The organism is Pantoea sp. UYEF8, from assembly GCF_040546285.1.
In the GTDB taxonomy this organism is placed as follows: Bacteria; Pseudomonadota; Gammaproteobacteria; order Enterobacterales; family Enterobacteriaceae; genus Pantoea; species Pantoea brenneri.
Window position 1 is genome coordinate 267,179 of record NZ_JBEPNM010000004.1, and the last position, 25,029, is coordinate 292,207.

The following is a 25,029-nucleotide window of genomic DNA, read 5'->3' on the forward strand; positions in this document are numbered from 1 at the left end:
ACTCCTGGCGTAAAACATCAACCCTGACTTCAACGTAGTTTGCCCCCGGATTGCAAATCAGAACAACCTGTTTCAGTGCTTTCCGAACCCCCTGGTTAAAAAAGGGTTGCCAATCGCGGCCATCTTCGCTAGGTTAAACCTCACAAATGAATACTCATTCATCTACGGAATTTTTTATGACACGCGTTCAGTTCAACCATCACCACCACCATCATCCTGACTAGTCTTTCAGGCGATGTGTGCTGGAAGACTTTTAAGATCTTCCAGTGGTGCGAACGCAAGAGAACCCCCGGAAGATCGTCTTCCGGGGGTTTTTTTATGGGCTGAAGCATATCCACCAACCAGGACAGGAATAATAGCCTATCCCATCAGGCTATTTTATTTGCCACTCTGGCCCTGGGCGGTGCTCACCATCCTTACGTACTGCGTGTACGTTCCGGTTGTTGCGCGCTGTCCGTGACCAGACTGACTGCAACAATATACGCCTACCGGAATAGGCTTAAAGAGGACAGGAACCATGTTAGATAACACCCGTTTACGCATAGCTATGCAAAAATCCGGCCGTTTAAGTGATGATTCACGCGAACTGCTGGCGCGCTGCGGCGTTAAAATTAACCTTCAGCAACAGCGCCTGATTGCGTTTGCGGAAAACATGCCGATCGATATCCTGCGGGTGCGTGATGACGATATTCCTGGCCTGGTGATGGATGGCGTGGTCGATCTGGGGATTATTGGCGAGAACGTGCTGGAAGAGGAGCTGCTGTCTCGCCGTGCCCAGGGTGAAGACCCGCGCTACTTCACGCTGCGCCGCCTCGACTTCGGCGGTTGCCGTCTGTCGCTGGCGATGGCGGTTGATGATGAATATACCGGTCCGCAATGCCTCGATAATGCCCGCATCGCCACCTCTTATCCGCACCTGTTAAAGCAGTACCTCGATAAAAAAGGCGTCAGTTTCAAAACCTGTATGCTGAACGGTTCCGTTGAAGTGGCAACCCGCGCCGGGCTGGCAGATGCGATCTGCGATCTGGTCTCGACCGGTGCCACGCTGGAAGCCAACGGTCTGCGCGAAGTCGAAGTCATTTACCGCTCAAAAGCGGTGCTGATTCAGCGCGACGGCGAGATGCCTGCCGCCAAACAGGAACTGATCGACAAGATGATGACCCGTATTCAGGGCGTGATTAAAGCGCGTGAATCGAAGTACATCATGCTGCACGCGCCAAGCGAGCGGCTGGAAGAGGTCATCAGCCTGCTGCCCGGGGCCGAGCGCCCGACCGTGCTGCCGCTGGCCGGTGATGTCAGCCGCGTGGCAATGCACATGGTGAGCAGCGAAACCCTGTTCTGGGAAACGATGGAAAAACTGAAAGCGCTGGGTGCCAGTTCGATTCTGGTGCTGCCAATTGAGAAGATGATGGAGTAAGCCATGGCCTTTTCTACCCCGATTGACTGGCAGCAATGCAGTGCAGAACAGCAGCAGGCGCTGTTGTTACGTCCGGCTATTGCCGCCTCAGAGAATGTGACCCAGACGGTACGTGACGTGCTGGAGCAGGTAAAGGCGAACGGCGATGAGGCCCTGCGCACCTTCAGCGCCCGCTTCGATAAGGCGCAGGTTGATAATCTGCGCGTTACGCCGCAGCAGATCAGCGACGCCAGTGCCCGGCTCAGCGATACGCTGAAACAGGCGATGGCGGTGGCGGTAGCCAACATCGAAACCTTCCATAATGCGCAGATCCTGCCGCCGGTCGATGTTGAAACCCAGCCGGGTGTGCGCTGCCAGCAGATTACCCGCCCGGTTCAATCGGTCGGGCTCTACATTCCTGGCGGCTCTGCGCCGCTGTTCTCTACCGTGCTGATGCTGGCAACGCCAGCGCGCATTGCCGGATGCGGGCGCGTGGTGCTCTGCTCACCGCCGCCGATTGCTGATGAGATCCTTTATGCTGCCCAATTGTGTGGCGTTGAAGAGGTGTTTCAGGTCGGCGGCGCGCAGGCGATTGCCGCCCTCGCCTTTGGCACCGAAACGGTACCGCGGGTAGATAAAATTTTTGGTCCGGGCAATGCCTGGGTGACGGAAGCGAAGCGTCAGGTCAGTCAGCGGCTGGACGGGGCGGCAATTGATATGCCGGCCGGTCCATCAGAGGTGCTGGTGATTGCCGATGCGGGTGCCACGCCCGCCTTCGTCGCCTCGGATCTGCTGTCCCAGGCCGAGCACGGTCCGGATTCGCAGGTTATCCTGCTGACGCCTTCGCGGACGCTGGCCGACGCGGTCGCTGACGCGGTTGAGCAGCAGCTGGCGCAGTTGCCACGTGCCGCTACCGCGCGTCAGGCGCTGGAGAGCAGTCGTCTGATCGTGGCGCGCGACCTGCAGCAGTGTGTAGAGATTTCAAACCAGTATGGCCCGGAGCACCTGATCCTGCAGACCCGCCAGCCGCGCGAACTGGTGGAGTCAATTACCAGTGCCGGTTCAGTATTCCTCGGCGACTGGTCGCCGGAATCGGCGGGTGACTATGCGTCGGGAACCAATCACGTGCTGCCGACCTACGGTTATACCTCGACCTGTTCCAGCCTGGGTCTGGCTGATTTCCAGAAACGCATGACGGTACAGGAGCTGACGCCGCAGGGCTTCCTTAACCTGGCCGCCACCATTGAAACGCTGGCTGCCGCCGAGCAGCTGGATGCCCACAAAAACGCTGTCACCCTGCGCGTTGCCGCACTGAAGGAGCAAGCATGAGCCAGAATATCGAGCAACTGGCGCGCGCCAACGTTCGCGCGCTGACGCCTTATCAGTCGGCACGCCGGCTGGGTGGTAATGGTGATGTCTGGCTCAATGCCAACGAGTTTCCACTGCCGGTGCCGTTTGAGCTGTCGCAGCAGACGCTGAACCGCTACCCGGAATGCCAGCCCAAAATAGTGATTGAGCGTTACGCGGCCTATGCCGGCCTGAAACCGGAGCAGGTGCTGGTCAGCCGCGGCGCCGACGAGGCGATTGAACTGATCATGCGGGCGTTTTGTGAGCCGGGCCAGGACGCGATTCTGTTCTGCCCGCCGACTTACGGCATGTACAGCGTCAGCGCAGAAACCATCGGCATTGAGTACCGCACGGTGCCTGCGCTGGCCGACTGGCAGCTTAACCTGCCTGCCATTGCGGACCAGCTGGAAGGCGTTAAGGTGGTTTACCTCTGCAGCCCGAATAACCCGACCGGCAACCTGATCAATCAGGATGATATCCGTCAGCTGCTGGCGATGACCGCTGGCAAAGCGCTGGTGGTGGCAGACGAAGCCTATATTGAGTTCTGTCCGCAGGCGACGCTGACCGGCTGGCTGAAAGATTATCCCAACCTGGTGATCCTGCGCACCCTGTCGAAAGCCTTTGCGCTGGCTGGCCTGCGCTGTGGCTTTGCGCTGGCGAATCAGCCGGTAATCGATCTGTTGATGAAGGTGATTGCCCCCTACCCGCTGGCGACGCCGGTGGCGGATGTGGCCGGTCAGGCGCTGAGCGAGCAAGGCATCGCCCTGATGCGTGAACATGTGGCACAGCTCAACGACAATCGCAGCTGGTTACTGGCGGAACTGGCGAAGCTGGCCTGCGTCGAGCAGGTTTTCGCCAGTGAAACCAACTACGTGCTGGCGCGGTTTACCGATTCACCAGAAGTGTTTAAAACCTTATGGAATCAGGGCATTATCCTGCGTGACCAGAACAAAAATCCGGGCCTGTCGGGATGCCTGCGCATCTCCATCGGCACGCGTGAAGAGTGCGGACGTGTGATCGCCGCGCTGCAAGCCTTATCTGTGGAGCAAGCATGAGCCAGAAGACCCTTTTTATTGACCGCGACGGCACCCTTATCTCTGAGCCGCCTGAAGATTATCAGGTGGATCGCATGGACAAACTGGCCTTTGAGCCGGACGTGATCCCGGCACTGCTGGCGTTGCAGGCCGCCGGTTATCATCTGGTGATGATCACCAATCAGGATGGACTGGGCAGCTCAAGCTTCCCACAGGCGGACTTTGACGGCCCGCACAACCTGATGATGCAGGTGCTGACCTCGCAGGGTATCGCGTTTGATCAGGTGCTGATTTGCCCGCACCTGCCGGAGGAAAACTGTGACTGCCGCAAGCCGAAAACCAAAATGGTGGAAGCCTGGCTGGCCGAAGGCGCGCTGGATACCGCCAACAGCTACGTGATTGGCGATCGCCTGACCGATGTGCAACTGGCAGAGAACATGGGCATTCAGCCGATCCGTTACGGTGCCGAAGGGGAAAACTGGCAGACCATTCAGCAGCGTCTGACCCAGCGCGATCGCCATGCGCTGGTGCAGCGTAATACCAAAGAGACCCAGGTGCGGGTCGAGCTGTGGCTGGATCGCGAAGGCGGCAGCAAAATCAACACCGGCGTCGGCTTCTTTGACCACATGCTGGACCAGATTGCGGTGCACGGCGGTTTCCGCATGCATATCGAAGTGAAAGGCGATCTCTATATCGACGATCACCACACGGTGGAAGATACCGGGCTGGCGCTGGGTGAAGCATTGCTCAAAGCGCTGGGCGACAAACGCGGCATTGGCCGGTTTGGCTTTGTGCTGCCGATGGATGAATGTCTGGCACGCTGTGCGCTGGATATCTCCGGCCGCCCGCACATCGAATTTAAAGCGGAATTCAACTATCAGCGCGTCGGTGACCTGAGCACCGAAATGGTTGAGCACTTCTTCAGTTCCCTCTCCTACGCCATGATGAGCACCCTGCATCTTAAAACCAAGGGTAAGAACGATCATCACCGCGTCGAAAGCCTGTTTAAAGCCTTTGGCCGCACCTTGCGCCAGGCAATCCGCGTTGAAGGTAATACGCTGCCGAGCTCGAAAGGAGTGCTGTGATGAACGTGGTGATCATGGATACCGGTTGCGCCAACCTCTCGTCGGTAAAATGGGCGATTGAACGTCTGGGGTATACCCCGGAAGTCAGCCGCGATCCCGATGTGGTACTGCGCGCCGACAAACTGTTTCTGCCGGGCGTCGGTACGGCGCAGGCGGCGATGAATCAGCTGGAAGAGCGTGACCTGATCGATCTGGTCAAGGCCTGTACCCAGCCGGTGCTGGGTATCTGTCTCGGCATGCAGCTGCTGGGACGCGGCAGTGATGAAAACGGCGGCGTGCCGACGCTGGGTATAATCGACCAGCCGGTCTCGCTGATGGACACGCACGGTCTGCCATTGCCGCACATGGGCTGGAACCAGATTACCGCGCAGGCGGGCAATCACCTGTTCCGCGGCATTGATGAAGGCTGCTACTTCTACTTCGTGCACAGCTACGCCATGCCGGTCAACGCCAGCACTATCGCCCAGTGTCACTACGGTGAAGCCTTCACCGCGGCGGTGCAGAAAGATAACTTCTTCGGCGTACAGTTCCACCCGGAACGCTCGGGCAAAGCGGGCGCGCAGTTGCTGAAAAACTTCCTGGAGATGTGATGATTATCCCCGCGTTAGATTTAATCGACGGCAAAGTGGTCCGTCTGCATCAGGGCGATTATGGCCAGCAGCGCGATTACGGCAGCGATCCGTTGCCGCGTTTGCAGCAGTATGCGCAGGAAGGCGCCACGGTGCTGCATCTGGTGGACTTAACCGGCGCGAAAGATCCGGCAAAGCGGCAGATTGCGCTGCTGAAAACCCTGCTCGACGGCGTCGAGGTGATTGTGCAGGTCGGCGGCGGCATTCGTCATCGTGACGATGTGAAGGCGCTGCTGGACGCCGGAGCCAGCCGTGTGGTGGTCGGTTCGACCGCGGTAAAACAGCCTGACGAGGTAAAACGCTGGTTTGCCGAGTTTGGCGCAGAGGCGATTGTGCTGGCGCTGGACGTGCGCATTGATGCTGATAACCGCAAAGAAGTGGCGATCAGCGGCTGGCAGGAAGCGGCGGGCGTCACGCTGGAGCAGGTGATCGCCGATTTTCAGCCAGTCGGCCTGAAACATGTGCTGTGCACTGATATTTCCCGCGACGGCACCCTGAGCGGCTCAAACGTTGCACTTTACCAGGAAGTGACCGCTCGCTTCCCGCAGATTGCCTTCCAGTCCTCGGGCGGCATTGGTGAACTTAACGATATCGCGGCCCTGCGCGGCAGTGGCGTCCAGGGCGTGATCGTCGGACGTGCGCTGCTGGAAGGTAAATTCACAGTTTCGGAGGCTATTTCATGCTGGCAAAACGGATAATTCCCTGTCTTGATGTACGTGACGGCCAGGTGGTGAAAGGCGTGCAGTTTCGCAATCACGAGATCATTGGCGACATCGTGCCACTGGCGCAGCGTTATGCCGCCGAAGGTGCCGATGAGCTGGTGTTTTATGATATCACCGCCTCATCCGATGGCCGGGTGGTTGATAAAAGCTGGGTATCGCGGGTCGCTGAAGTGATCGATATTCCGTTCTGCGTGGCTGGCGGTATCAAAACCCCGGAAGACGCCGCGCGCATTCTGGAGTTCGGTGCCGACAAAATTTCGGTTAACTCACCGGCGCTGGCCGATCCCTCGCTGATTACCCGGCTGGCTGACCGCTTCGGCGTACAGTGCATTGTGGTCGGCATTGATACCTGGTTCGATGAAGCCAGCGGCAAGTATCAGGTCAATCAGTACACCGGCGACGAAGCCCGTACCCGGGTGACGCAGTGGGAAACGCTGGATTGGGTGCAGGAAGTGCAGAAGCTGGGTGCTGGCGAAATCGTGCTGAACATGATGAACCAGGATGGCGTGCGTAACGGTTATGACCTGGTGCAGCTGAAAAAAGTGCGTGAAGTCTGTCATGTACCGCTGATCGCCTCTGGCGGCGCAGGCACCATGCCGCATTTTCTCGAGGCATTTACCGATGCCAACGTCGATGGCGCGCTGGCGGCCTCGGTGTTCCATAAGCAGATTATCAATATTGGTGAGCTGAAAAGCTTCCTGATCGACAACGGAGTGGAGATTCGCGCGTGTTAACCGAACAACAACTGGCCCAGCTCGACTGGGACAAAACGCAGGGCATGATGCCGGTGATTGTGCAGCATAACGTCTCAGGCGAAGTGCTGATGCACGGTTATATGAACCAGCCGGCGCTGGAAAAAACCCTGGCCGAAGGCAACGTGACCTTTTTCTCGCGTACCAAAAACCGGTTATGGACCAAAGGCGAGACCTCCGGCAACTTTCTGCAGGTAGTCAGCATCACGCCAGACTGCGATAACGATACGCTGCTGGTGCTGGCGAATCCCATCGGTCCGACCTGCCATCTCGGCACCTCCAGCTGCTTCTCCCCGGCCGCTGCGGAGTGGACCTTCCTCTATCAGCTGGAGCAGCTGCTGGCGTCACGTAAGAGCGCCGATCCTGAAAGCTCCTACACCGCCCGGCTCTACGCCAGCGGCACCAAGCGCATCGCGCAGAAAGTAGGAGAGGAAGGCGTTGAAACCGCCCTGGCGGCCACGGTTAACGATCGCCATGAGCTGACCAATGAAGCCTCCGATCTGATCTATCACCTGATGGTGCTGTTGCAGGACCAGGACTTAGACTTCAGCGCGGTAATCAATAACCTGCGCGCCCGTCATCAGTAAAATATGCAATAAGCTGCTCAAAATCCGGCTGAGTCGACGATTTTGAGCAGCATCCTTCTCAAAAATGACTCTGCCAGGGATGGGATTTGACTATCTCGATCAGCGCATTGAGAGCTGGCAACGATGAATAAAACACTGTCTCCCCTGGAACGAGAAGCCATTATGCTCACGCTGCGACAGCAGTTTATTCAGGAAGAGCTGACGCAGGGCGAGCTACCCAAGCTGCTTCGTAAAAAAGTGTTGGGGTTTTCTCAACAACGCTACGTGCTGCTGGCAGGAATTAGCCGACGGACGCTGTCCGATATTGAGCAGGATAAAGGCAACACCACCTTAACTACGCTGAATCGCGCCTTTAAACCGTTCGGTCTCAGGACAGGGCTATTACCGCGTCAGCCAGCCGCCCCTGATCCAGCAACGCACTGCGCCAGGAGAGCACCATGACAACCCATGAAAAACTGATCGCCCTGCTCGACCAGCACCAGGCACGCTATCGACTGATGGAACATCTGGCTACCGGTAAGTGCGAAGCGGTGGCGGCGATCCGCGGTACCGAGGTCGGTCAGGGTGCCAAAGCGCTGGTCTGCCACGTCAAAGGCAATGGTGTTAAGCAACATGTCCTGGCGGTGCTGCCCGCCGATCGTCAGGCGGACCTCAGCAAAGTGGCTGCCGCAGTGGGTGGACGTCGCGCCTCGCTGGCCAGTCCGGCAGAAACCGATGCCCTGACCGGCTGTGTGTTTGGCGCTATCCCACCATTTAGCTTTCACCCCGCTTTAGCCCTGGTGGTTGATCCGCTGCTGTTTGAACGCTATCCGGAGATCGCTTTTAACGCCGGTCTGCTGGATCGCTCGGTGATCCTTAATACCGAAGATTATCGGGCGCTGTGCCGTGCTAACGTCGTGAAAATAATCCAGTAATTGCCATCAATGCGGGTCAACGTTACTCTGCGTTAACCCTCATCACGACAAAAGAAGACCTTAATATGGCAATGAACCGCTTTTCTAACCGCCTGCGTCAGACGCTGATGCTGGCTGTAATGGCTGGCAGTACCTTTGGTGCGCAGGCAAAAATCGACCAGGTACGCTTCGCCGTTGATCCCACCTATCCTCCGTTTGAATCCAAAACCCCGCAGGGTAAACTGGTCGGTTTCGATATCGATCTGGGCAATGCGCTTTGTGCCCAGATGCAGGCGAAGTGCGTCTGGGTTGAGAGCCAGTTTGACGGCATGATCCCGGCGCTGAAGGCGCGTAAGTTCGATGCCATCCTGTCGGACATGGGCATTACGGAAGAGCGTCTGAAGCAGATCGATTTCACCGTGCCACTGTACGACACCCACACCCAGCTGATTGCCCGTAAAGGTGCTGGCGTGCTGCCGACGGCGGAATCCCTGAAAGGCAAAACGGTGGGTGTTGAACAGGGAACGGTGCAGGAGCGTTATGCCCTGGCGAAATGGCAACCGCATGGCGTGAACGTGGTGCCGTATGGCGATCAGGCACAGGTCGAGAGTGATTTAGTTGCCGGTCGTCTGGATGCGGTGTTTACCGATGCGGCGCAGGCGGCAATTGGCTTCCTCAAACATCCGCAGGGGAAAGATTTCGAGCTGGCAGGCCCGATTGTTCAGGATCCGATTATCGGTCCCGGTACCGCTATTGGCCTGCGCAAAGGTGACGCGGAGCTTAAAACCGCGCTGGATAACGCCTTTAGCGAGATCAAGAAGAATGGCACCTTCGACCAGATCCAGAAGCGCTATTTCGCCACCGATATCTCTATTCAGCAGTAACGGCGCGAGCCGGCTTTTCCGTCATTGACTGCGATCCGGCACTATACTCTAACCTTTTCGGGACGGCGCGCTGTCGTCCTTCGCCGACTACAGGACATTAACACGGTATGCATCAACAACATCATCCTCTGTTAAGCGCCTCTTTAGGCACCCAACGTGAAATCATCAGTTTCCATTTTGCTGAAAACCACGCGCGTCAGGTTTATATCCAGGCTGCGCTGCATGGCGATGAGTTGCCGGGCATGGCGGTGGCGTGGTTTTTAAAGCAGCGGCTGCAGGCGCTGGAGTCAGCCGGCCAGCTGAGAGCCGCTTTCACACTGGTGCCGGTCGCCAATCCGCTGGCGCTGGGCCAGCACTGGCACGGTACTCATCTTGGTCGTTTTCATACCTTATCGGGACAGGATTTTAATCGCCGCTTCCCCTCGCTGGGCGAGACGCTGGCAACCGGGCTGGCCGACAGTCTGACCCAGAGCGAAGCGCAGAATAAAACGCTGATCCGTGAGGCGATCGATCGTCACTACCGCGATACGGTGCCAAAAACCGAGCTGGACGCGCAGCGTTTTACCCTGATGCGTATGGCCAGCCAGGCGGATCTGATGATTGATCTACACTGTGACTGGGAAGCGGTGCCGCACCTTTACACCACGCCGCACGCCTGGCCTGATATCGAGCCGCTGGCGCGCTGGTTAGGCAGTGAAGTACAGCTGCTGGCGCAGATTTCAGGCGGCGAACCGTTTGATGAAGCCTGCTGTGAGCCCTGGCTGACGCTGGCCGAACGTTATGGCAAAGATTTCCCGATGCCGCGCGGCTTGCTGCCGGTCACTCTCGAACTGCGTGGTGTGCGCGATGTCTCTCCGGAGCAGGCAGAGAAAGATGCTGATGCGATTATTTCGGCGTTGCAGGAAGGCGGCTATATCGGTTACAGCGAACCGGCGGTGTCGGTGGAAGTGGCGGCCCCGGTGATTGGCGGCGATGAACTGGTATCGGTGACCACCGGTGGCGAAGATGTGGTGGCAATTGGCGAAAACGGTACCGGCCTGAGCGCGCCTGAGGTGGTCGAAGCAGCCGATGAGCAGAGCATGATTAAAGAGCGCTACAGTGAAGGTTCAGCTACGCCCTCGCCTGCCCTGAAGAATCCACCGACGCCATTGGCGGCCTGTGAATACATTCATTCGCCGGTTTCCGGTTTGATCCTGCACCGCAAGCCACTGGGCGCGCGGATTCGCGCTGGCGAAGTGGTGGCAGAAATTGTTGATCCGGTCACCGATCAGATCACGCCATTAATGGCTGAGCACGGCGGCATTCTGTATGCGAGGCACTGGGTACGGTTTGCAACGGCAGGCATGCTGGTGGTGAGACTGGCGGGCGAGAGTGAGATTCGGAGCGGGGATTTGCTGGTGGGATGAAATAATTACAGAATTTAAAAAGCCTGCTTCTACTGTTAGCACAGGAAGAAACAGGCTTTATATTACGTGGACTGCATCAAGTCATAATAATCTGATTTAATGGTATATTTTATTCTTAAGGTGGTTAATTTTTCGTTTTAACCGAAAAGCGAACCCCAGCTTTTGCTGAATGGGCAACCCATCATTAACGGAAGTATTATTCTGTGCAGGCTGGATAACGCCCTCTCCAGAAATAGGCACAATATGCTCAAGTCCTGAAGTAGGGCTACATCTTCTAAGCGTAACACTGCGTACATGCAGTCCCAAATAGCGCGCGTCGCTAGCACCAAATTGTGACGGTGATTTAGGGTTTTCAATATGCAATTTTACGATCAAATTACGAGACGCTTTGATAACAGACTCAGGAATAGGGGCTAAAATTTGCGTCTCGCTTCCAAACACTTCCTGTTTAGTGATAAAAACATTATTTATAAAAACATTAACTTTGATCGCCTCACCTTCAGGACAGTAACCAAAAGTCTGGATAGAAATCGATAGATCATCAAATATTGTCTGGTCATACTGAAAGCCAATGAAAGCTTCATGACCTGAACTCCAGCAACCTCTGCTCTCTGCTTTATACCAACCATTTAAGGTAAACTTCTCAAATTTACAGCTGCCTTTATTATTTTCGGCTGCAAAACTAATAACATTGTCTAGCGCAAGTGAAGGCAACCTCACAGAAGAATGGAGGTTTTCAAGAGAATTTATTACTTGCTGAGCAGTCTGATGCCAGTCTGTAGGCTGATAGCTCAGAGCAAGATTGGTTTTAACAGCCAGTAAATCAGGTTCAAAACAATATTTTTGTAACGCTTTATACCAGGCAATAAAGTCTAACGGATCAATGTATTCTGCGCATCCTGGCGCAACCTCAGGCAAAGAGCCAGCATCAGAAGCCAGGCAAAATTTACCATACCGGCAACTTTCTGCAACCGGTAGTCCCCAGCCCTCATAACGAGATGGAAAGACGGTAAACAGACAATTTTTATAAAGCCAGTCCAGAGCGGAGTCTTTAATCCCATGAAGCATTAAGACTTTTTCTTTAAGCGCTGGGTCATCATTTAAGATATTTATTGCTTCTTGTCCACGCCAGCCTATGCTTCCGACAAGAACGAGCTTGGGAACTGCATCGCCATACTCACTGATTAAACCTTTCCATAACATGAGTAATAAGGAATGATTTTTTCTTACGTCAATGGTACTGACAAAGAGCACAAATTTATCATTAATGGCTAAATCACCCAAGCCTTCTCTCTGCAACTCAATATTGTTTTCAGTATCAATATGAACCGCTTCATCTCCTAATCTGAAAACAGAAATTGGACAGACTGGCGTTTGCGTTTCAATGCAAAAATCAATGATATCGTTACGACTTTGCTCGGAACATGTCATAACCATATCTGAAATTGATATAATTTTTTTGCAGTTTACTGCAAATTCATCACCTACTCCGTCAGGGAAAAGGAATTTCATTTTGTGCTGAATAACATCATAAACAGTACTAACTAAAGCAACTTTGTGTATTTGCTTCAACGCCAGCAAGTCACGAAGATAATTTTGATTCCTGATCCAGGCTCCGCCAAAGGTCAGCACTATGTCATTTTCATGAAATTCAACGTTTGACTCAGGAATACCATTTTTAAATCCAGGTAGATATTTACCAGCATGTCTTTTAATACGACCAATGACAAAATCTTCATAGGTAACCTTGATGAACTTGCAATAATGTGAATTCCAGATGATGAAATTAACTTTATTGCCATAAAGGTTATGCATGTTTTCAGCCATACGACTTTCTACACGTGCAATTCCGGTCGGCGGCGCATTATGATGAGCTAAAGTTGTAAGATCGATGTAAATCTTTTTATTGTCCGATAGTTTAAATTTGAAATTATTATGCTCGGACGATATTATGGCTTCTTCGTACGCTGATTTTGTATTGGCCGCATATTTCTCCCAGCTATGCTCCAGTTTCATCTGTTGCTTAAGCGTCTGAGAAAGCAAGGATTTATCATGCGCTGTATCATTCCATGCGCTCAGAACCTTCTCTCTGATATCATTGACATCAGCTGGGTTAACATAACGGGCCAGGTTTCCAAAATATTCTTTCTCGGATGAACGATCGCTTAATACCATGTTGCATCCGGAGGCTGCCGCCTCAAGCGCTACTAATGGCGCACCTTCGCTCCAGGATGGTAAGCAAAAAACTTTTGCTCCGGCAAATGCAGAGGCCAACATAGGGCTGTTAGATTCAACACGTCCCGCGAATATAACATTATCCCCACCCCATTTCTTAATTAGCTCAGCATACTTTTCATCTGCAACGTGACCAATTAAAACTAATGGAATTTTTGAATCTCTTAGCGCCAATGCAAGTAAAGCCTGATTTTTTCTAGCTTCTATCCTTCCTACGCAAAGAATATAATTTTCGACACCAATTTGCTCTCTAAATAAAGAAGGGTCGCCATTCTCAAATACAGCAGCGTTTACAGGATTTTTTACAATGCTGGTAGATTGATGAGAAACACCGATTTGCTCAAGTAATTTTCGTTCATGCTCACTAAGGAAAATAAGATGTTTAGCATAAGAAACTAATCTTCTGACGGACATATAGTAATTTGGGAAAGGCTCTCTTTCAGTCAAAGGAAGTTGACGGTACAGAGCATTTTCATGCCTCAACTCTTCAAGTCTGTCATAAACGTTTTCTGCGGTTTCGCTTTCAGAAAGTATGTGTTTGACTTTTAAATTGAAGAAGTGAATCTCTGAAAGATCGAGAAATATTGGCGAGAAAACGGAAGGACAATTATTTTTCTCAATCTGGCGAAGCAGCACTTCACACTCATCAGGGTGCCAAACATTTAAAGCATGAACAACATCAACATCCATTGTTGAAAATTTTCTGCCGCTTACAAAATCAGCATTAATACTCAGCTTACGAAGAGCTTCGACTGTACGTGGTGCCCGGACAGAGGGTCCACCAAGTGAGGCGGTCATTTCAGTCCCGTGCACAGCAACCAAGGCGCTCATTTTAGTGGGTTTTTTAATTTGGTCTGCACTATTGTTAGACAAAGGATCCTGACCCAGCAAGTCTGTAAACAATGCATGATGTTTATCAGCCCATGCCTGCCACGTATAACTTTCTACAGTCCTTCTCAGTGCCATTTTTTCTTCAACAACGAGCATAAGCACCCGGCGCAAATCTTCTGCATCGCCAACTTTAAACTCAATATGAGGGAACTGTGGAACCCAGCCGACCGAAGGCGCAATGATTTTACATCCGCTTGCGAGCGCTTCAAGAACACACATCGGCCCACCCTCTATAAGCGCAGGCACTAAGATATAATCAAGAGAACGATAAAAAGCGGGCAACTCTTCATCCGGTATAAATTTAGCAGGTCCAGGCCATCCTTCACCGGTGAAATGCCATTCTATCCCGGGTAAATCCATAACCTGTGCAACAAGTTTCTCCCCCTTACGCCCCGTATGGTATGTACGCCCGACAACACCAATCCGGACTACAGGTGAGTATTTATCAAGGTCGACGCCGGGAGAAATAGTCTGAATGTTTGACAGGCCTGTTTCACGAATAATAGACTCAGTTTTTAAAGACTGGGCAACACAAAAATCAACCGCTGCCGCAACGGCATCAAACTTTGCTGCCGCAGAGGGAACCTCTTCCTTATGAGTAAAAAGCGCAATTTCGATAGGTGAAACGCGCTCTTTACGACATCCATAAGTCATATAGTATTGAATTTTGGCATTAGCATCTTCATCAAGACCATATCCTACATAGGGTAATCTTTTTGAAATTTCATGCGCTAATTTTTCAAGAATCCAGCCCTTATCTGAAATCTTAATATGCACTATCTTCTTCATGTTAATCCGTTTGATAAGCAATTTAAATTGGAAATTATTTCAGGCATCTAAACTGATGCTCAAATACCGGTGCTATTTATATAGTGTGAACTGCCCAGAAGGCTAACGCAGATTTGGGTGATTTTTTAGACGACTCAAAAGCTCTGAAAAATCAACATTGCCAGGTGCTAAATCACTCGCACGGTTTGCAGAAATGAAAGAATCTTTGATTCGTTCTGACTTTTCAAGCGCTAAAGCCAGACGATAGTGAAAGATTGCCACATTATCTTGTAACCTAACAGCCTCACTTAGATAAGCTTCTGCTTTGACGATGTCGTTGGTGCGAAGATAAAGTTCACCGAGAAATGAGATGTAGTGAGCATTGGCACCATCAATTTTAACAGCGCGTAGCGAATGATCAATAGCCTTTTCTAAATTGTTGTTGCGGTAGTGCAAAACAGAGATATGATGTTGAAGTTTAGAAGATTGAGGAAAAACAGGCTCAGCTGATTGCAACATGTTCAAATGCGAAATAGATCTGGGATGTTGAGATACTACTCGTATTAAACTTTCAATAAAATCAAAGTTGCCAACATTATTTTCTTTAGAAAGATTCATTTTATGAAAAGCTGCCTGAAACCTTTGCCCCCATTCATTTCCATAGTTTTGCGAAATAGATCGCGCAATTTTATTTAATACTGAAACATCAACATTAATTTCCCATGGAGTATAGACTGTATTCAGCAACGTAGTTAATAGTGAACCCTCAATAGAAGATGGCAATTTAATGGCCCCGATCATTGTTAAAACTTGGGAGGAATGAATTTTTTCAAGAGGCCAACATTCGAACAGATACTTTGGTCCACGGTATGCTTGCTCATGTCTGATATAGGTAGAAAGATTTATATCATGAATTAAAACATAAGCATCAGGACTAAGTACAGGAAGAAGTGATAAAAGGTCTAATATTGCCCAAGGATGTTTATGATCTCCATCAATAAAAGCAAGATCAACGCCTTTACCGATATCATCAATATAATCTATAGCATAGCCACCAAGTAGAAGGCGTTTTTTTACATCTGACTCTGGGAAAAGTTGTGCTATAGCACTGCCTGTTTCTTTAGTACTATCTAAAAAATATTGTTGAGAAAAGTCCACACCAATATATTCAGCATTATTATTATTTTTTTGTAAAGCATCGATAAACAGGCAACCACTCCAGCCACTTGCAACACCTATTTCTACAACTTTAACAGGTTTTAATAAAAGTGTTAAGCCAATTAAAAGCGGCTGGTCTGCTTTTGATATATTCCCACTAATCCAGGATGGCATTCTCTCAAGCATATCTTGAGAGGACTTCATCGCAATAGTTTCGCATAATTCTGCTGTAACCTTCATAAATGAAGCCCTCTAATAGTTACTTACCAAAATAGTGAGAACAAATCTCCTCTACATCCCCATCCATTTTAATCTTGCCATGTTCAAGCCATATAGCGCGATTACAGGATTTCATAAGCATACTTTTGGAGTGAGATGCGATAACAAGAATATTCGTCGCCTGAACCATTTCAGAAAGACGTGCTTCCGCTTTCTTTTTAAAAGCTTCATCGCCGACTGAAAGCCATTCGTCCATTAACAGTATTTCTGGGCGCACGATAGTAGAGACGGCAAAAGCCAAACGCAAATGCATCCCAGACGAGTAGGTTCGCACCGGCATATCAACGAAATCGCCTAGCTCTGAAAACTCGATGATTTCATCAAGCTTCTCGCTGATTTGAGCTCGGGTTCGGCCAAGAAGTCCGCCACGCAAAAAGATATTTTCTCTTCCCGTCGATTCGACATCAATTCCCAGAGAAATATCAATGAGAGAGCCGACTTCACCCTGGCTGATAGCGGTACCGGAAGAAGGTTCATAAGCGCCGCTCAAAAGTCGTAAAAGCGTACTTTTTCCCGCACCGTTATGTCCTAACAGACCCACCCTGTCGCCATCTTTTAGAGTGAAGGACAGATTATCAATCGCTCGTACAACAACTCGCCCCTGATCGTCCGCGCCTAACTGACCGCCAGTTGCAACCTGCATCAAGCGTTTTTTTAGCGAACGTCCATTTGCGTTATAAATTGGAAAATCGACGCAAACATTATTGAATTCAATCAAAGCCATAAAGAATCTTCTTATAACCAGTAAGCGATACGACGCTTATAGCGTCCATAAACCAGAATAGTTGCAGTCCATCCACATACTGCAATTACCAGACAGGTAATCCAGCTGGAGGTGGCTGGAACCTGACCCAGTAAGGGCGCACGGACGATTTCCATTAAGTGGTAAACGGGATTAAGCCCAAGAATATATTCTCCTGCACGCTGAGGCACCAGATGAGGCATCCACATAATCGGTGTAAAATAGAAAATAACATTGATGATGCTGGTAACGATTTGAGGTAAATCTCTGTACCGGGCACAAAGAATGCCCAGCATCAGCGCAATCCAGGAAAGATTTAGCGTTACCAGTAAAAATCCCGGTATGACTAAAAAAATAGTAAGAAAGACAGGTTTTCCTACCGCCAGGAATACAAGAGGTAGAATAATCAGATTGTGGACCAATATAATTATATTTCTCCAGATTATTCTCATGATGTGAACGAAAAGCGGTATAGGTAACTGTTTGATAATGCGTTCTGCATTAATAAAGCCTACACAGCCTTCATTGGTCACGGTTGTAAAGAAAGACCATAAGATCATACCGGAAGCAAGGAACGGCAAAAATTCCTCTAAGGAGGTTTTGAATATTGAACCAAATACTATACCAATTGTACCTATCATTACACCCATGCTGATTGTTAACCAGAATGGGCCTAGAGCTGAGCGACGATAGCGTTGCTTAACGTCCTGCCAGCCCAACATACCAACTAATGAATAACGATTTATTGCCCCGAAAATATCTTTTAAGGCAACTTTAGCTGAACTACCTTGCATTATTTTATTCCATCATTGAAATTCAGACATTCTAGAGCCAAAGAGCTCACAGTCAAGCCCAACTCCAGCTTGTGGCCATCCAAAAGAGTTAAATTCAGACTAGTATGATAATAATGATCCATCATCAGCCTTTTCATTAAACATTATACTTATCGTTCAATGCGCCCGGTAGTTTGACGACGGTTGTAACGGCATCAGTCAGGGCTTCAAACGAAGTAATATCGCCAGGTGATAACACAATAATGTCACCAGCAGTCCAGCGTTTTTCACACATAATGACTTCACCAGAAACAATACAAGTTATTTCAGTAGCAATTTTATGAAAATGCGCGCCCTCTCGGTCCCCTGCTTTATAATGCTTAACGGCAACTTCACAATCTTGTGTACTAAAGGCAGTCGGGTCAAATCCGCCGACAATCCAGCCCCTTTTCATATTAGAGAGTTTATAGCTTTTCATTATTGCCTTTCCGGGTTTCAAATTGTGAAGCAGATTTCAGTGGGTGATACTGAGAGATGTCAATTTTTTGGACAGAAATTTTCATACCGGACAATATAAGTTCATTAAATGAAGGACAAATATAGAACATATCATCAATACGCGCATCCTTCCTGATCATTTGTTTCACCGCCTCGGTGAAAAAGGAGGTTTTCTTGAACCAGTAAACCCCAGCAGTCGCATTACGGCTAATAGGATTTTTTTCAGAAGCTTCTACAACGAGTTCATTTTCTAAAACTACATAAGAGTATCGGGGATGTACAGAATCAAAAATGATTGTGCCAGCATCATGCCCTGAGTTCTGCATATGTGAAGTAAATACCGCGTAGTCTATATCGACATACTGATTTGCACTAACTATCAGTAGCGGCTCATCCTGATTCAGACTAACCACACCGAGCAAAGCGGTACAGGCAGCACCAGCAGTGTTTTCAGGTACAGAAATAGAACTAAAGTTGCCATTAGAGAGCAGACGAACAATATTATCAAGACGATATTTTTTTATATGTTTATCCTGAAAAAGAAAGACGGAATGTCCTTTATTAAAAGCTATTTGCTCAGAAATAAGCTGAATTAAAGGCTTGCCTAAAAACTCAGAGAGACAGAAAGGATAATTTTTATCGTCGCTATCAATGTAATTTTCACCTGCAGCAAGTACTAAAATATTCATGCTTTAGTTTCCTCTACAGATTGAATGAAAGTCTTGATGTTGCGATAAATGACATCATGAACTTCACTAACCGCCAGTACATGCGTACCTGCAGCCTTAGCAGCACGAATACCATTTTCATTATCTTCGACAACTACACACTCTTCCGGTTTTAACCCTAACAGTCCGATAGTTTTTATATACATTTCTGGATCGGGCTTACCTTTTTTTACGTCCTCATTTGAAATCATCAGATCAAGGTAGGGAGTCAGAGCAGCTTTTTCCATCATAGTCGTAACAGTATTTTTGACAGAGTTTGAAGCAACTGCCAACTTGTAACCTTCCATCTTTAATCTGGATAAAGCAAATTCATGAATAAAAAGTGGCTTACATTTCGTATGTACAATTTCCATTGTATAGCTTTGCTTCATTTCATTGATAAATGAATGCAGTTCATAAGGTAAATTGTACTCAGTCGATAAGATATTAAGTTTATCTTTTGTAGGCAGACCATCAAACTTTGTTAGATGATCAAAGCGGCTGATGTTATATCCAAATAAATTTAGTGATTTATTTAAAGCTTCATAGTGCCAGTCTTTTGCTTCAATCAAAACTCCATCCATATCGAAAATGACGGCCTTTATCATTTTTTATCCTCGAAATATCTTTGCGCTTCTTCAGGAACATCGGTGCACAAAATAAGATTTTCATATTGTGTTAAATCAGAGTTTTTAAGCATAGTCCAAAGAGAATGGTAATCCCCACGCTTGTGAAGTTCTGAAGAAACGATACAGACTTTTTTGCCTGCCTGAAGGATATTTTTGATATATTCGGCATCGTACCAGGTTGACTCAAAAGCGTCCAACCAGACGCCATGGCACGATTCATAAAGCGAAATGACGGGTTCATATTCGCTCGCACGAGAGAAAAAATGAATACGACCATCACGAGAGAATGTTATCTGATCCGGAACAGACATATCGAAAACAAAAGCTTTTTTTATATTAAATTTAGCAAGTTGCTCGGCAAGAAGTTTGACTAACCCATCTGATTTGATATTAAGCGCAAGCGAGAAATCTTTCCCTTCAGCTAAGGATAGCAAATCATGCAGGGTCATTTCATGACCAGAAGGAATATCGTGAGATATGACTAATTTGCCATTGTAATCTCTAACATCAGTTTCTGTTCCGAAGCCGAGGTCAAACGATCTTTTAAAAGCAACAGCACTGTTTTTTTCTTCTACTGTATGCCAATAACCACGATGACTAATTATTTCCATTTTGCATTCCTTGCGTAGCGTGTTTAGAGAGCTCAAGGTTTAAGAAAATCTCTAAATCAGCAGGAATACCTAAGCCATACATACCATTAGCTTCAGATCCTATATTGTAAATGCCAATTTTCGCACCTGAAGCAATCAGATAGTTATAGGCAGGTGCGACATAAAACTCGTTATTAACCCTGTCGTTCTTTTCCAGCATCTCTTCGGCTGCGTGTACGAAATCTGAGCCTTTAGCAAAATTATAAATACCAACCGTGGCTTCATCAGAAATGACTTTTTTTTCAACAACCCGGTTAACATTACCATCATCATCAAAGCCGACAAATGACCACTTAGGATCGTTTGCCTTCATAGTCATGATAATGCCCTGGTAGTTATTGTCTTGCATTGTTGCAAGATAGTCATCGATTTGACAATCGACATACTGGTCACTATTTGCAATCATCAGCGGTTCATCATTATCAATTAAATCTTTAGCTAATAGAACGGTACAGGCTGCACCCTCGGTTAGTCCATCTGCATAGACGACTTCACAGGACGGCTCCCATTCTTTAAGCAATGAAGTTAAACCATACGTTTTATCATGAGCGCGCTGGATAATGAATATAAACCTGTGAGGCTGAGTTGGTTTTAAATTATTTATAACCAATTTGACCATGGTGACGCCATGAACTTTTATAAGAGGCTTAGGATCAGCATACCCTGCTTTAGCGAAGCGGCTTCCAGCCCCGGCCATGGGAATTACGATATTCATCATTTAAAACCTCATTAATAACACTTGCAGCCTAAACATCAGGAAAATTAATTAAAAATATTGCATTAATCCTGTCCTTAACGTCCTATCCTGCCCTATTTTTCAATCGATTTTTTATCGTCGAATAAAGTAACAATGGATCTGACAGGAGCAATTTTACATTGCGTTTTAAGAAAGCTCGGTATCTATCAACACGAGCATGTGGCCCCTGGAAAAGATCAATATGATGATAAAAGTTGTTAAGATCTGGTTTTTTAAAGTCAGCGATAATTTCTTTTCTTAACTGAAGAACTCTGGCGATGGTTTTTGTGTTCAGCCGGGGAAGGTAATCAGCTGACATCAGCCGTTGAGAAAGCTCGACATCCTCCGCCATATTCCATGTTCCCAGATCATTAAAGGGGAACGCAGTCAAAACATGCTTCTTGCCGATGACAAGCCCTCCGGGAACATAAAGATAAGGAGAATATTCGCCATAATTCAGCAAATAATTCGCAGTAAGACGCTGATCAGAGGCTTGCGAAACCCAGTCGGGAACTCGCTCGCCCGTGTCATTCAATATCTGCTTAACCACGCAAATATCAAAGTCATGATTAATGCGATCGAATGCCTTGATAAAATTTGCATCTAGTTTATATCTGTTGTGTGCAATGCAAATATTTTCAAATTTAGCCTGGCTTATGATGATATTTTTCTTTCTGGAAATATTGGCATATTTCTCTGTATCGTTGTCAGCCTCTACGATCGTATGATCCAGCGCTATCTCAAAAGTTGGTCGTGGACCACAGATAATTATCTCCGTTAATGCGCCTGAGTTAGCTAAATTCGCTACACTATCAACGTAGCTACGAAGATATTCCTCATTTTTCCCGTCCCATAAAATGCCGAATGACCAGTTTCTGCCAACATCAAAGCGTCGCCGCGTTGCCGTGAAGGTTACGATGAAGCCGTCATTTTTTTCAGCACGCTCAAGGCTTACAAACTCTACGCTACCTGCTGAAAGGTTATGAATTTGCTTATAAAACTTAGGTGTTGAGAAAACAGGTGAGGAAACACGGAAACGAATCTTGAACGTCGTCTTTCCTTTAGATAATTTGAATAACTCGTCAATTATAAATGGCCAGTTGCCATAATTTGATATTGGCGCTTCAGTAAATACTACTTCTGAATATTTGCTGTAATGCTCTGATGATAAACGCGTATCCGGATTGTTAATAAAATGAGTACTTAAACAAGTAAATTTCTCTGGCGCATTCTTTCCAAACCATATAGCTTTATCAGCTTCACTCATTGAATTTCCTCTTCATGAATAAATATTTTCTTTATATCTGTCGAGAAATCCTTCCAGCTGCGAAGTTTGTCCTTATTAGCTGCAATATGATTAACTTGCTCATAATAATAGGCGTCATCGCTCATTAACCTATTGAACTCTAGATTGAATTTTTTATAGTCTGGATAATCTACTGCAACCGTCAAACCATACCCTGCTTCTTTCAAGGAAGACGTATCAAAGTGTAAGCAAGGTTTTCCTAAAGCTAAAGACTCACCTAGCGGCAGACCCCATCCTTCATAATGTGACGGATAAACTGTAAAGCGACAATTACGATAAATCTCGCCGATTTCGGCGTCTGAAGCATCCTGCATAACAATGACGCTGCCAAAAACGTTTCCAGAATGATGTAACTGATGCGCGAATTCTTCAGTATCCCAAAGCCATTTTCCAGCAATAACCAATTTTTGATTTGCATACTCTGGAGAGTTAAAAAATTTAATCCAGGTCAGTATTAAATTAACATGGTTTTTCCTGGACTCAATTGAGCCCACGCAAAATGCGTACTGTTCATTTTTTAATTTTCTTACGCGCAACGGAAATTCATAATCACTTTCTTCCGGTATTTTTGCCGCGCCTTCAGGCAGTTTATGCGATAGATGAACGACCTCGATGACGGGTACGTCCGTGCCTCGCTCAAGGCAATATCTGGTTAGATCGTTTTTACAGCTGTGAGAATTGACGATGATTTTATCTGCATGTTCCAGTACAAAAGGAATATACTTTTTGAACATTGCCTTAAGTTCATCAGGCACATAAGGTGATACGATTGGGATCATATCGTAAACCATAAAAATTTTACGAAGATCGTACCATTTCCTTTCTATCAACTCCTGATACTTGCTCTGAAAATTCCACACACCACCAAATAATGCGACAGAAGCATTATCTTCAAATTTCTCAATTTCAGATACGGAAAGTCCCGGGTAAAGCGCAAGGCGATTTTTTAAATATCTGAAGATGGCTTTATGACTACTCTTTTTAATAACTGGAACTTTCGATAAAAGAAAATAGGTATCGCTAACCACTTTTTTCTTGCGACCAAGCGTCCGGATCTTCTCAAAGTATTTATCTATATTACCGCTAGATTTTGAAATGTAGATATCAGAATAGATCCAAAGGTTAATAAATGGCGTCAAATCATTAAGCTCGATATTTTCCAGCCCGTCGACTTTATAAGTACGGCCAGTAATAGGGCTCATGAAAAATATTGTATAATCACCATCAAGTCCTTTCAGTCCCTCAAGTACAACACGTTGAATCCCGCTAACCTTGGTCGAAAACTTTGAGTGATTAATAATATCGGTAATATCGTAGTAAATCATTTCTCGTCCTTTGCAAGCAATAGTAAGGCTATAACCTTTACTATTACGTTTTATCATCCAAACAGTAGATTCAAAGCATTAATTAAAATGAGGGTTTCGATGGAGAAAAGAATAAAGCACATCATTGATGTGCTTTTCTTTATTCAACGCTAAAATATTTCCCAGATATAATGATTATCGATTAATCAAGCCATTCTGTATGGAACACACCGTCTTTATCAATGCGCTTGTAGGTATGCGCACCAAAGTAGTCACGCTGCGCCTGAATCAGGTTGGCAGGCAGCACTTCTGAACGGTAGCTGTCGTAGTAAGCAATTGCTGCAGAGAAGGTTGGCGTTGGGATACCGTTCTGAATCGCGTAAGAAACAACATCACGCAGCGCCTGCTGATACTGATCGGCGATATCTTTGAAGTACGGTGCCAGCAGCAGGTTAGCGATGCTTGCATCTTCAGTGTAGGCATCGGTAATTTTCTGCAGGAACTGAGCACGGATGATGCAGCCAGCACGGAAGATCTTGGCGATTTCACCGTAGTGCAGATCCCAGTTGTTCTCTTCTGAAGCCGCACGCAATTGTGAGAAGCCCTGCGCATAAGAGACGATTTTACCGAGGTAGAGTGCGCGACGCACTTTTTCGATAAACTCAGCTTTATCACCGGTGAAGGCTTGAGCCTGTGGGCCGCTCAGAACTTTGGAAGCCGCAACACGCTGGGTTTTCAGCGAAGAGAGGTAGCGAGCAAACACTGATTCAGTGATCAGTGAAAGTGGCTCGCCCAGATCCAGTGAACTCTGGCTGGTCCATTTACCGGTACCTTTGTTGGCCGCTTCATCCAGAATCACATCAACCAGATAGTTACCTTCATCATCTTTCTTAGTGAAGATATCTTTGGTGATGTCGATCAGGTAGCTGCTCAGCTCGCCGTTGTTCCACTCGGTGAAGGTTTCTGCCAGCTCTTCGTTGTTCAGACCCAGCGCACCTTTCAGCAACGCATAAGCTTCGGCGATCAGCTGCATATCGCCATATTCGATGCCGTTGTGCACCATCTTCACGTAGTGACCCGCACCGTCCGGACCGATGTAAGCTACGCAGGCTTCGCCATCTTCTGCACGTGCCGCAATCTTGTCCAGAATTGGAGCAACCAGCTCATAGGCTTCTTTCTGGCCGCCCGGCATGATAGATGGGCCTTTCAGCGCGCCCTCTTCACCGCCGGATACGCCGGTACCGATGAAGTTGAAGCCCTGGTCTGACAGCTCTTTGTTACGACGAATGGTGTCTTTATAGAAGGTGTTACCGCCATCGATCAGAATGTCGCCTTTATCGAGGTGTGGCGTCAGTGAGGCGATGGTTTTGTCGGTCGCTTCCCCTGCCTGAACCATCAGCAGGATACGACGTGGTTTTTCCAGCGATTCGACAAACTCTTCAACGGTGTAAAAAGGAGCAAGCTTCTTGCCCTGATTCTCCGCGATGACTTCATCCGTCTTTTCGCGTGAACGGTTAAAGATAGAAACAGTGTAACCGCGGCTCTCAATGTTAAGAGCCAAGTTGCGGCCCATCACTGCCATACCTACAACGCCGATCTGTTGCTTGGACATTACATA

General features: G+C 48.1%; 25 protein-coding genes and 1 other annotated feature. Of the genes, 13 read left to right on the top strand and 12 right to left on the bottom strand.

Going from position 1 to position 25,029, the window contains the following annotated elements:
• Nucleotides 1-176: 176 nt before the first annotated feature.
• From hisL to ABIB18_RS10335, 13 genes are all read left to right on the top strand, one after another.
• Complete coding sequence (gene hisL / locus ABIB18_RS10275; protein ID WP_100396937.1) at nt 177-224, top strand: his operon leader peptide; 48 nt, start codon at nt 177-179, stop codon at nt 222-224.
• Nucleotides 200-320 (top strand) — a sequence feature (His leader region). (Overlaps the previous gene by 25 nt.)
• Before the next feature lie 197 nt (nt 321-517).
• Entirely contained in the window at nt 518-1,417 is a 900-nt protein-coding gene (gene hisG, locus ABIB18_RS10280; RefSeq protein ID WP_031375359.1) for an ATP phosphoribosyltransferase, read from the top strand.
• A 3-nt stretch (nt 1,418-1,420) separates the two neighbouring features.
• Nucleotides 1,421-2,725 (top strand): histidinol dehydrogenase, encoded by a 1,305-nt coding sequence (gene hisD, locus ABIB18_RS10285; RefSeq protein ID WP_031375358.1) that lies wholly within the window; start codon nt 1,421-1,423, stop codon nt 2,723-2,725.
• Nucleotides 2,722-3,798 (top strand): histidinol-phosphate transaminase, encoded by a 1,077-nt coding sequence (hisC, locus tag ABIB18_RS10290; protein WP_159223587.1) that lies wholly within the window; start codon nt 2,722-2,724, stop codon nt 3,796-3,798. The genes hisD and hisC overlap by 4 nt, the downstream gene beginning before the upstream one ends.
• The gene (gene hisB / locus ABIB18_RS10295) at nt 3,795-4,862 is read left to right on the top strand and encodes a bifunctional histidinol-phosphatase/imidazoleglycerol-phosphate dehydratase HisB (protein WP_354474102.1); all 1,068 of its coding nucleotides are present in this window, start codon (nt 3,795-3,797) and stop codon (nt 4,860-4,862) included. Before hisC ends, hisB begins: the two co-directional genes overlap by 4 nt.
• Nucleotides 4,862-5,452 carry an imidazole glycerol phosphate synthase subunit HisH gene (gene hisH / locus ABIB18_RS10300; protein WP_031375355.1) on the top strand — a complete coding sequence of 197 codons (591 nt, stop codon included), beginning with the start codon at nt 4,862-4,864 and terminating at the stop codon, nt 5,450-5,452. Before hisB ends, hisH begins: the two co-directional genes overlap by 1 nt.
• Nucleotides 5,452-6,189, top strand: a complete 738-nt coding sequence (hisA, locus tag ABIB18_RS10305) for a 1-(5-phosphoribosyl)-5-[(5-phosphoribosylamino)methylideneamino]imidazole-4-carboxamide isomerase (RefSeq protein ID WP_089561750.1) — start codon at nt 5,452-5,454, stop codon at nt 6,187-6,189. Before hisH ends, hisA begins: the two co-directional genes overlap by 1 nt.
• Complete coding sequence (hisF, locus tag ABIB18_RS10310) at nt 6,171-6,947, top strand: imidazole glycerol phosphate synthase subunit HisF (protein ID WP_031375353.1); 777 nt, start codon at nt 6,171-6,173, stop codon at nt 6,945-6,947. Before hisA ends, hisF begins: the two co-directional genes overlap by 19 nt.
• Nucleotides 6,941-7,552: a bifunctional phosphoribosyl-AMP cyclohydrolase/phosphoribosyl-ATP diphosphatase HisIE gene (hisIE, locus tag ABIB18_RS10315; protein WP_089561749.1), complete on the top strand. Its 612-nt coding sequence runs from the start codon at nt 6,941-6,943 to the stop codon at nt 7,550-7,552. Before hisF ends, hisIE begins: the two co-directional genes overlap by 7 nt.
• A 123-nt stretch (nt 7,553-7,675) precedes the next feature.
• Complete coding sequence (locus ABIB18_RS10320; protein WP_354474103.1) at nt 7,676-7,993, top strand: helix-turn-helix domain-containing protein; 318 nt, start codon at nt 7,676-7,678, stop codon at nt 7,991-7,993.
• Complete coding sequence (locus ABIB18_RS10325; RefSeq protein WP_089561748.1) at nt 7,990-8,466, top strand: YbaK/prolyl-tRNA synthetase associated domain-containing protein; 477 nt, start codon at nt 7,990-7,992, stop codon at nt 8,464-8,466. Before ABIB18_RS10320 ends, ABIB18_RS10325 begins: the two co-directional genes overlap by 4 nt.
• A gap of 71 nt (nt 8,467-8,537) precedes the next feature.
• Complete coding sequence (locus ABIB18_RS10330) at nt 8,538-9,329, top strand: ABC transporter substrate-binding protein (protein ID WP_089561771.1); 792 nt, start codon at nt 8,538-8,540, stop codon at nt 9,327-9,329.
• Nucleotides 9,330-9,436: 107 nt separating this feature from the next.
• A complete protein-coding gene (locus ABIB18_RS10335; RefSeq protein ID WP_159223584.1) occupies nt 9,437-10,735 on the top strand; it encodes a succinylglutamate desuccinylase/aspartoacylase family protein in 1,299 nt (432 codons plus the stop codon).
• A 96-nt stretch (nt 10,736-10,831) separates the two neighbouring features.
• Here ABIB18_RS10335 and ABIB18_RS10340 read toward each other — a convergent pair whose 3' ends face one another.
• The 12 genes from ABIB18_RS10340 to gnd form a co-directional block, all read right to left on the bottom strand.
• The gene (locus ABIB18_RS10340) at nt 10,832-14,650 is read right to left on the bottom strand and encodes a glycosyltransferase (protein WP_354474104.1); all 3,819 of its coding nucleotides are present in this window, start codon (nt 14,648-14,650) and stop codon (nt 10,832-10,834) included.
• A 102-nt stretch (nt 14,651-14,752) separates the two neighbouring features.
• Complete coding sequence (locus tag ABIB18_RS10345; protein WP_354474105.1) at nt 14,753-16,027, bottom strand: class I SAM-dependent methyltransferase; 1,275 nt, start codon at nt 16,025-16,027, stop codon at nt 14,753-14,755.
• Nucleotides 16,028-16,046: 19 nt separating this feature from the next.
• The gene (locus ABIB18_RS10350; RefSeq protein WP_354474106.1) at nt 16,047-16,790 is read right to left on the bottom strand and encodes an ABC transporter ATP-binding protein; all 744 of its coding nucleotides are present in this window, start codon (nt 16,788-16,790) and stop codon (nt 16,047-16,049) included.
• An 11-nt stretch (nt 16,791-16,801) separates the two neighbouring features.
• A complete protein-coding gene (locus ABIB18_RS10355) occupies nt 16,802-17,602 on the bottom strand; it encodes an ABC transporter permease (protein ID WP_354474107.1) in 801 nt (266 codons plus the stop codon).
• A gap of 136 nt (nt 17,603-17,738) precedes the next feature.
• Nucleotides 17,739-18,059: a hypothetical protein gene (locus tag ABIB18_RS10360; RefSeq protein WP_354474108.1), complete on the bottom strand. Its 321-nt coding sequence runs from the start codon at nt 18,057-18,059 to the stop codon at nt 17,739-17,741.
• The gene (locus tag ABIB18_RS10365; protein WP_312055501.1) at nt 18,046-18,768 is read right to left on the bottom strand and encodes a glycosyltransferase family 2 protein; all 723 of its coding nucleotides are present in this window, start codon (nt 18,766-18,768) and stop codon (nt 18,046-18,048) included. Before ABIB18_RS10365 ends, ABIB18_RS10360 begins: the two co-directional genes overlap by 14 nt.
• Nucleotides 18,765-19,394: an HAD family hydrolase gene (locus ABIB18_RS10370; protein ID WP_312055500.1), complete on the bottom strand. Its 630-nt coding sequence runs from the start codon at nt 19,392-19,394 to the stop codon at nt 18,765-18,767. Before ABIB18_RS10370 ends, ABIB18_RS10365 begins: the two co-directional genes overlap by 4 nt.
• Nucleotides 19,391-20,026, bottom strand: coding sequence for a PI-PLC domain-containing protein (locus ABIB18_RS10375; RefSeq protein WP_354474109.1), 636 nt, complete (start codon nt 20,024-20,026; stop codon nt 19,391-19,393). Before ABIB18_RS10375 ends, ABIB18_RS10370 begins: the two co-directional genes overlap by 4 nt.
• Nucleotides 20,013-20,783: a glycosyltransferase family 2 protein gene (locus ABIB18_RS10380; RefSeq protein WP_354474110.1), complete on the bottom strand. Its 771-nt coding sequence runs from the start codon at nt 20,781-20,783 to the stop codon at nt 20,013-20,015. The genes ABIB18_RS10375 and ABIB18_RS10380 overlap by 14 nt, the downstream gene beginning before the upstream one ends.
• An 82-nt stretch (nt 20,784-20,865) precedes the next feature.
• Entirely contained in the window at nt 20,866-22,068 is a 1,203-nt protein-coding gene (locus tag ABIB18_RS10385; RefSeq protein ID WP_354474111.1) for a hypothetical protein, read from the bottom strand.
• Entirely contained in the window at nt 22,065-23,432 is a 1,368-nt protein-coding gene (locus tag ABIB18_RS10390) for a glycosyltransferase (protein WP_354474112.1), read from the bottom strand. The genes ABIB18_RS10385 and ABIB18_RS10390 overlap by 4 nt, the downstream gene beginning before the upstream one ends.
• A 181-nt stretch (nt 23,433-23,613) precedes the next feature.
• Nucleotides 23,614-25,023 carry an NADP-dependent phosphogluconate dehydrogenase gene (gene gnd / locus ABIB18_RS10395; RefSeq protein ID WP_354474113.1) on the bottom strand — a complete coding sequence of 470 codons (1,410 nt, stop codon included), beginning with the start codon at nt 25,021-25,023 and terminating at the stop codon, nt 23,614-23,616.
• Nucleotides 25,024-25,029 lie beyond the last annotated feature (6 nt).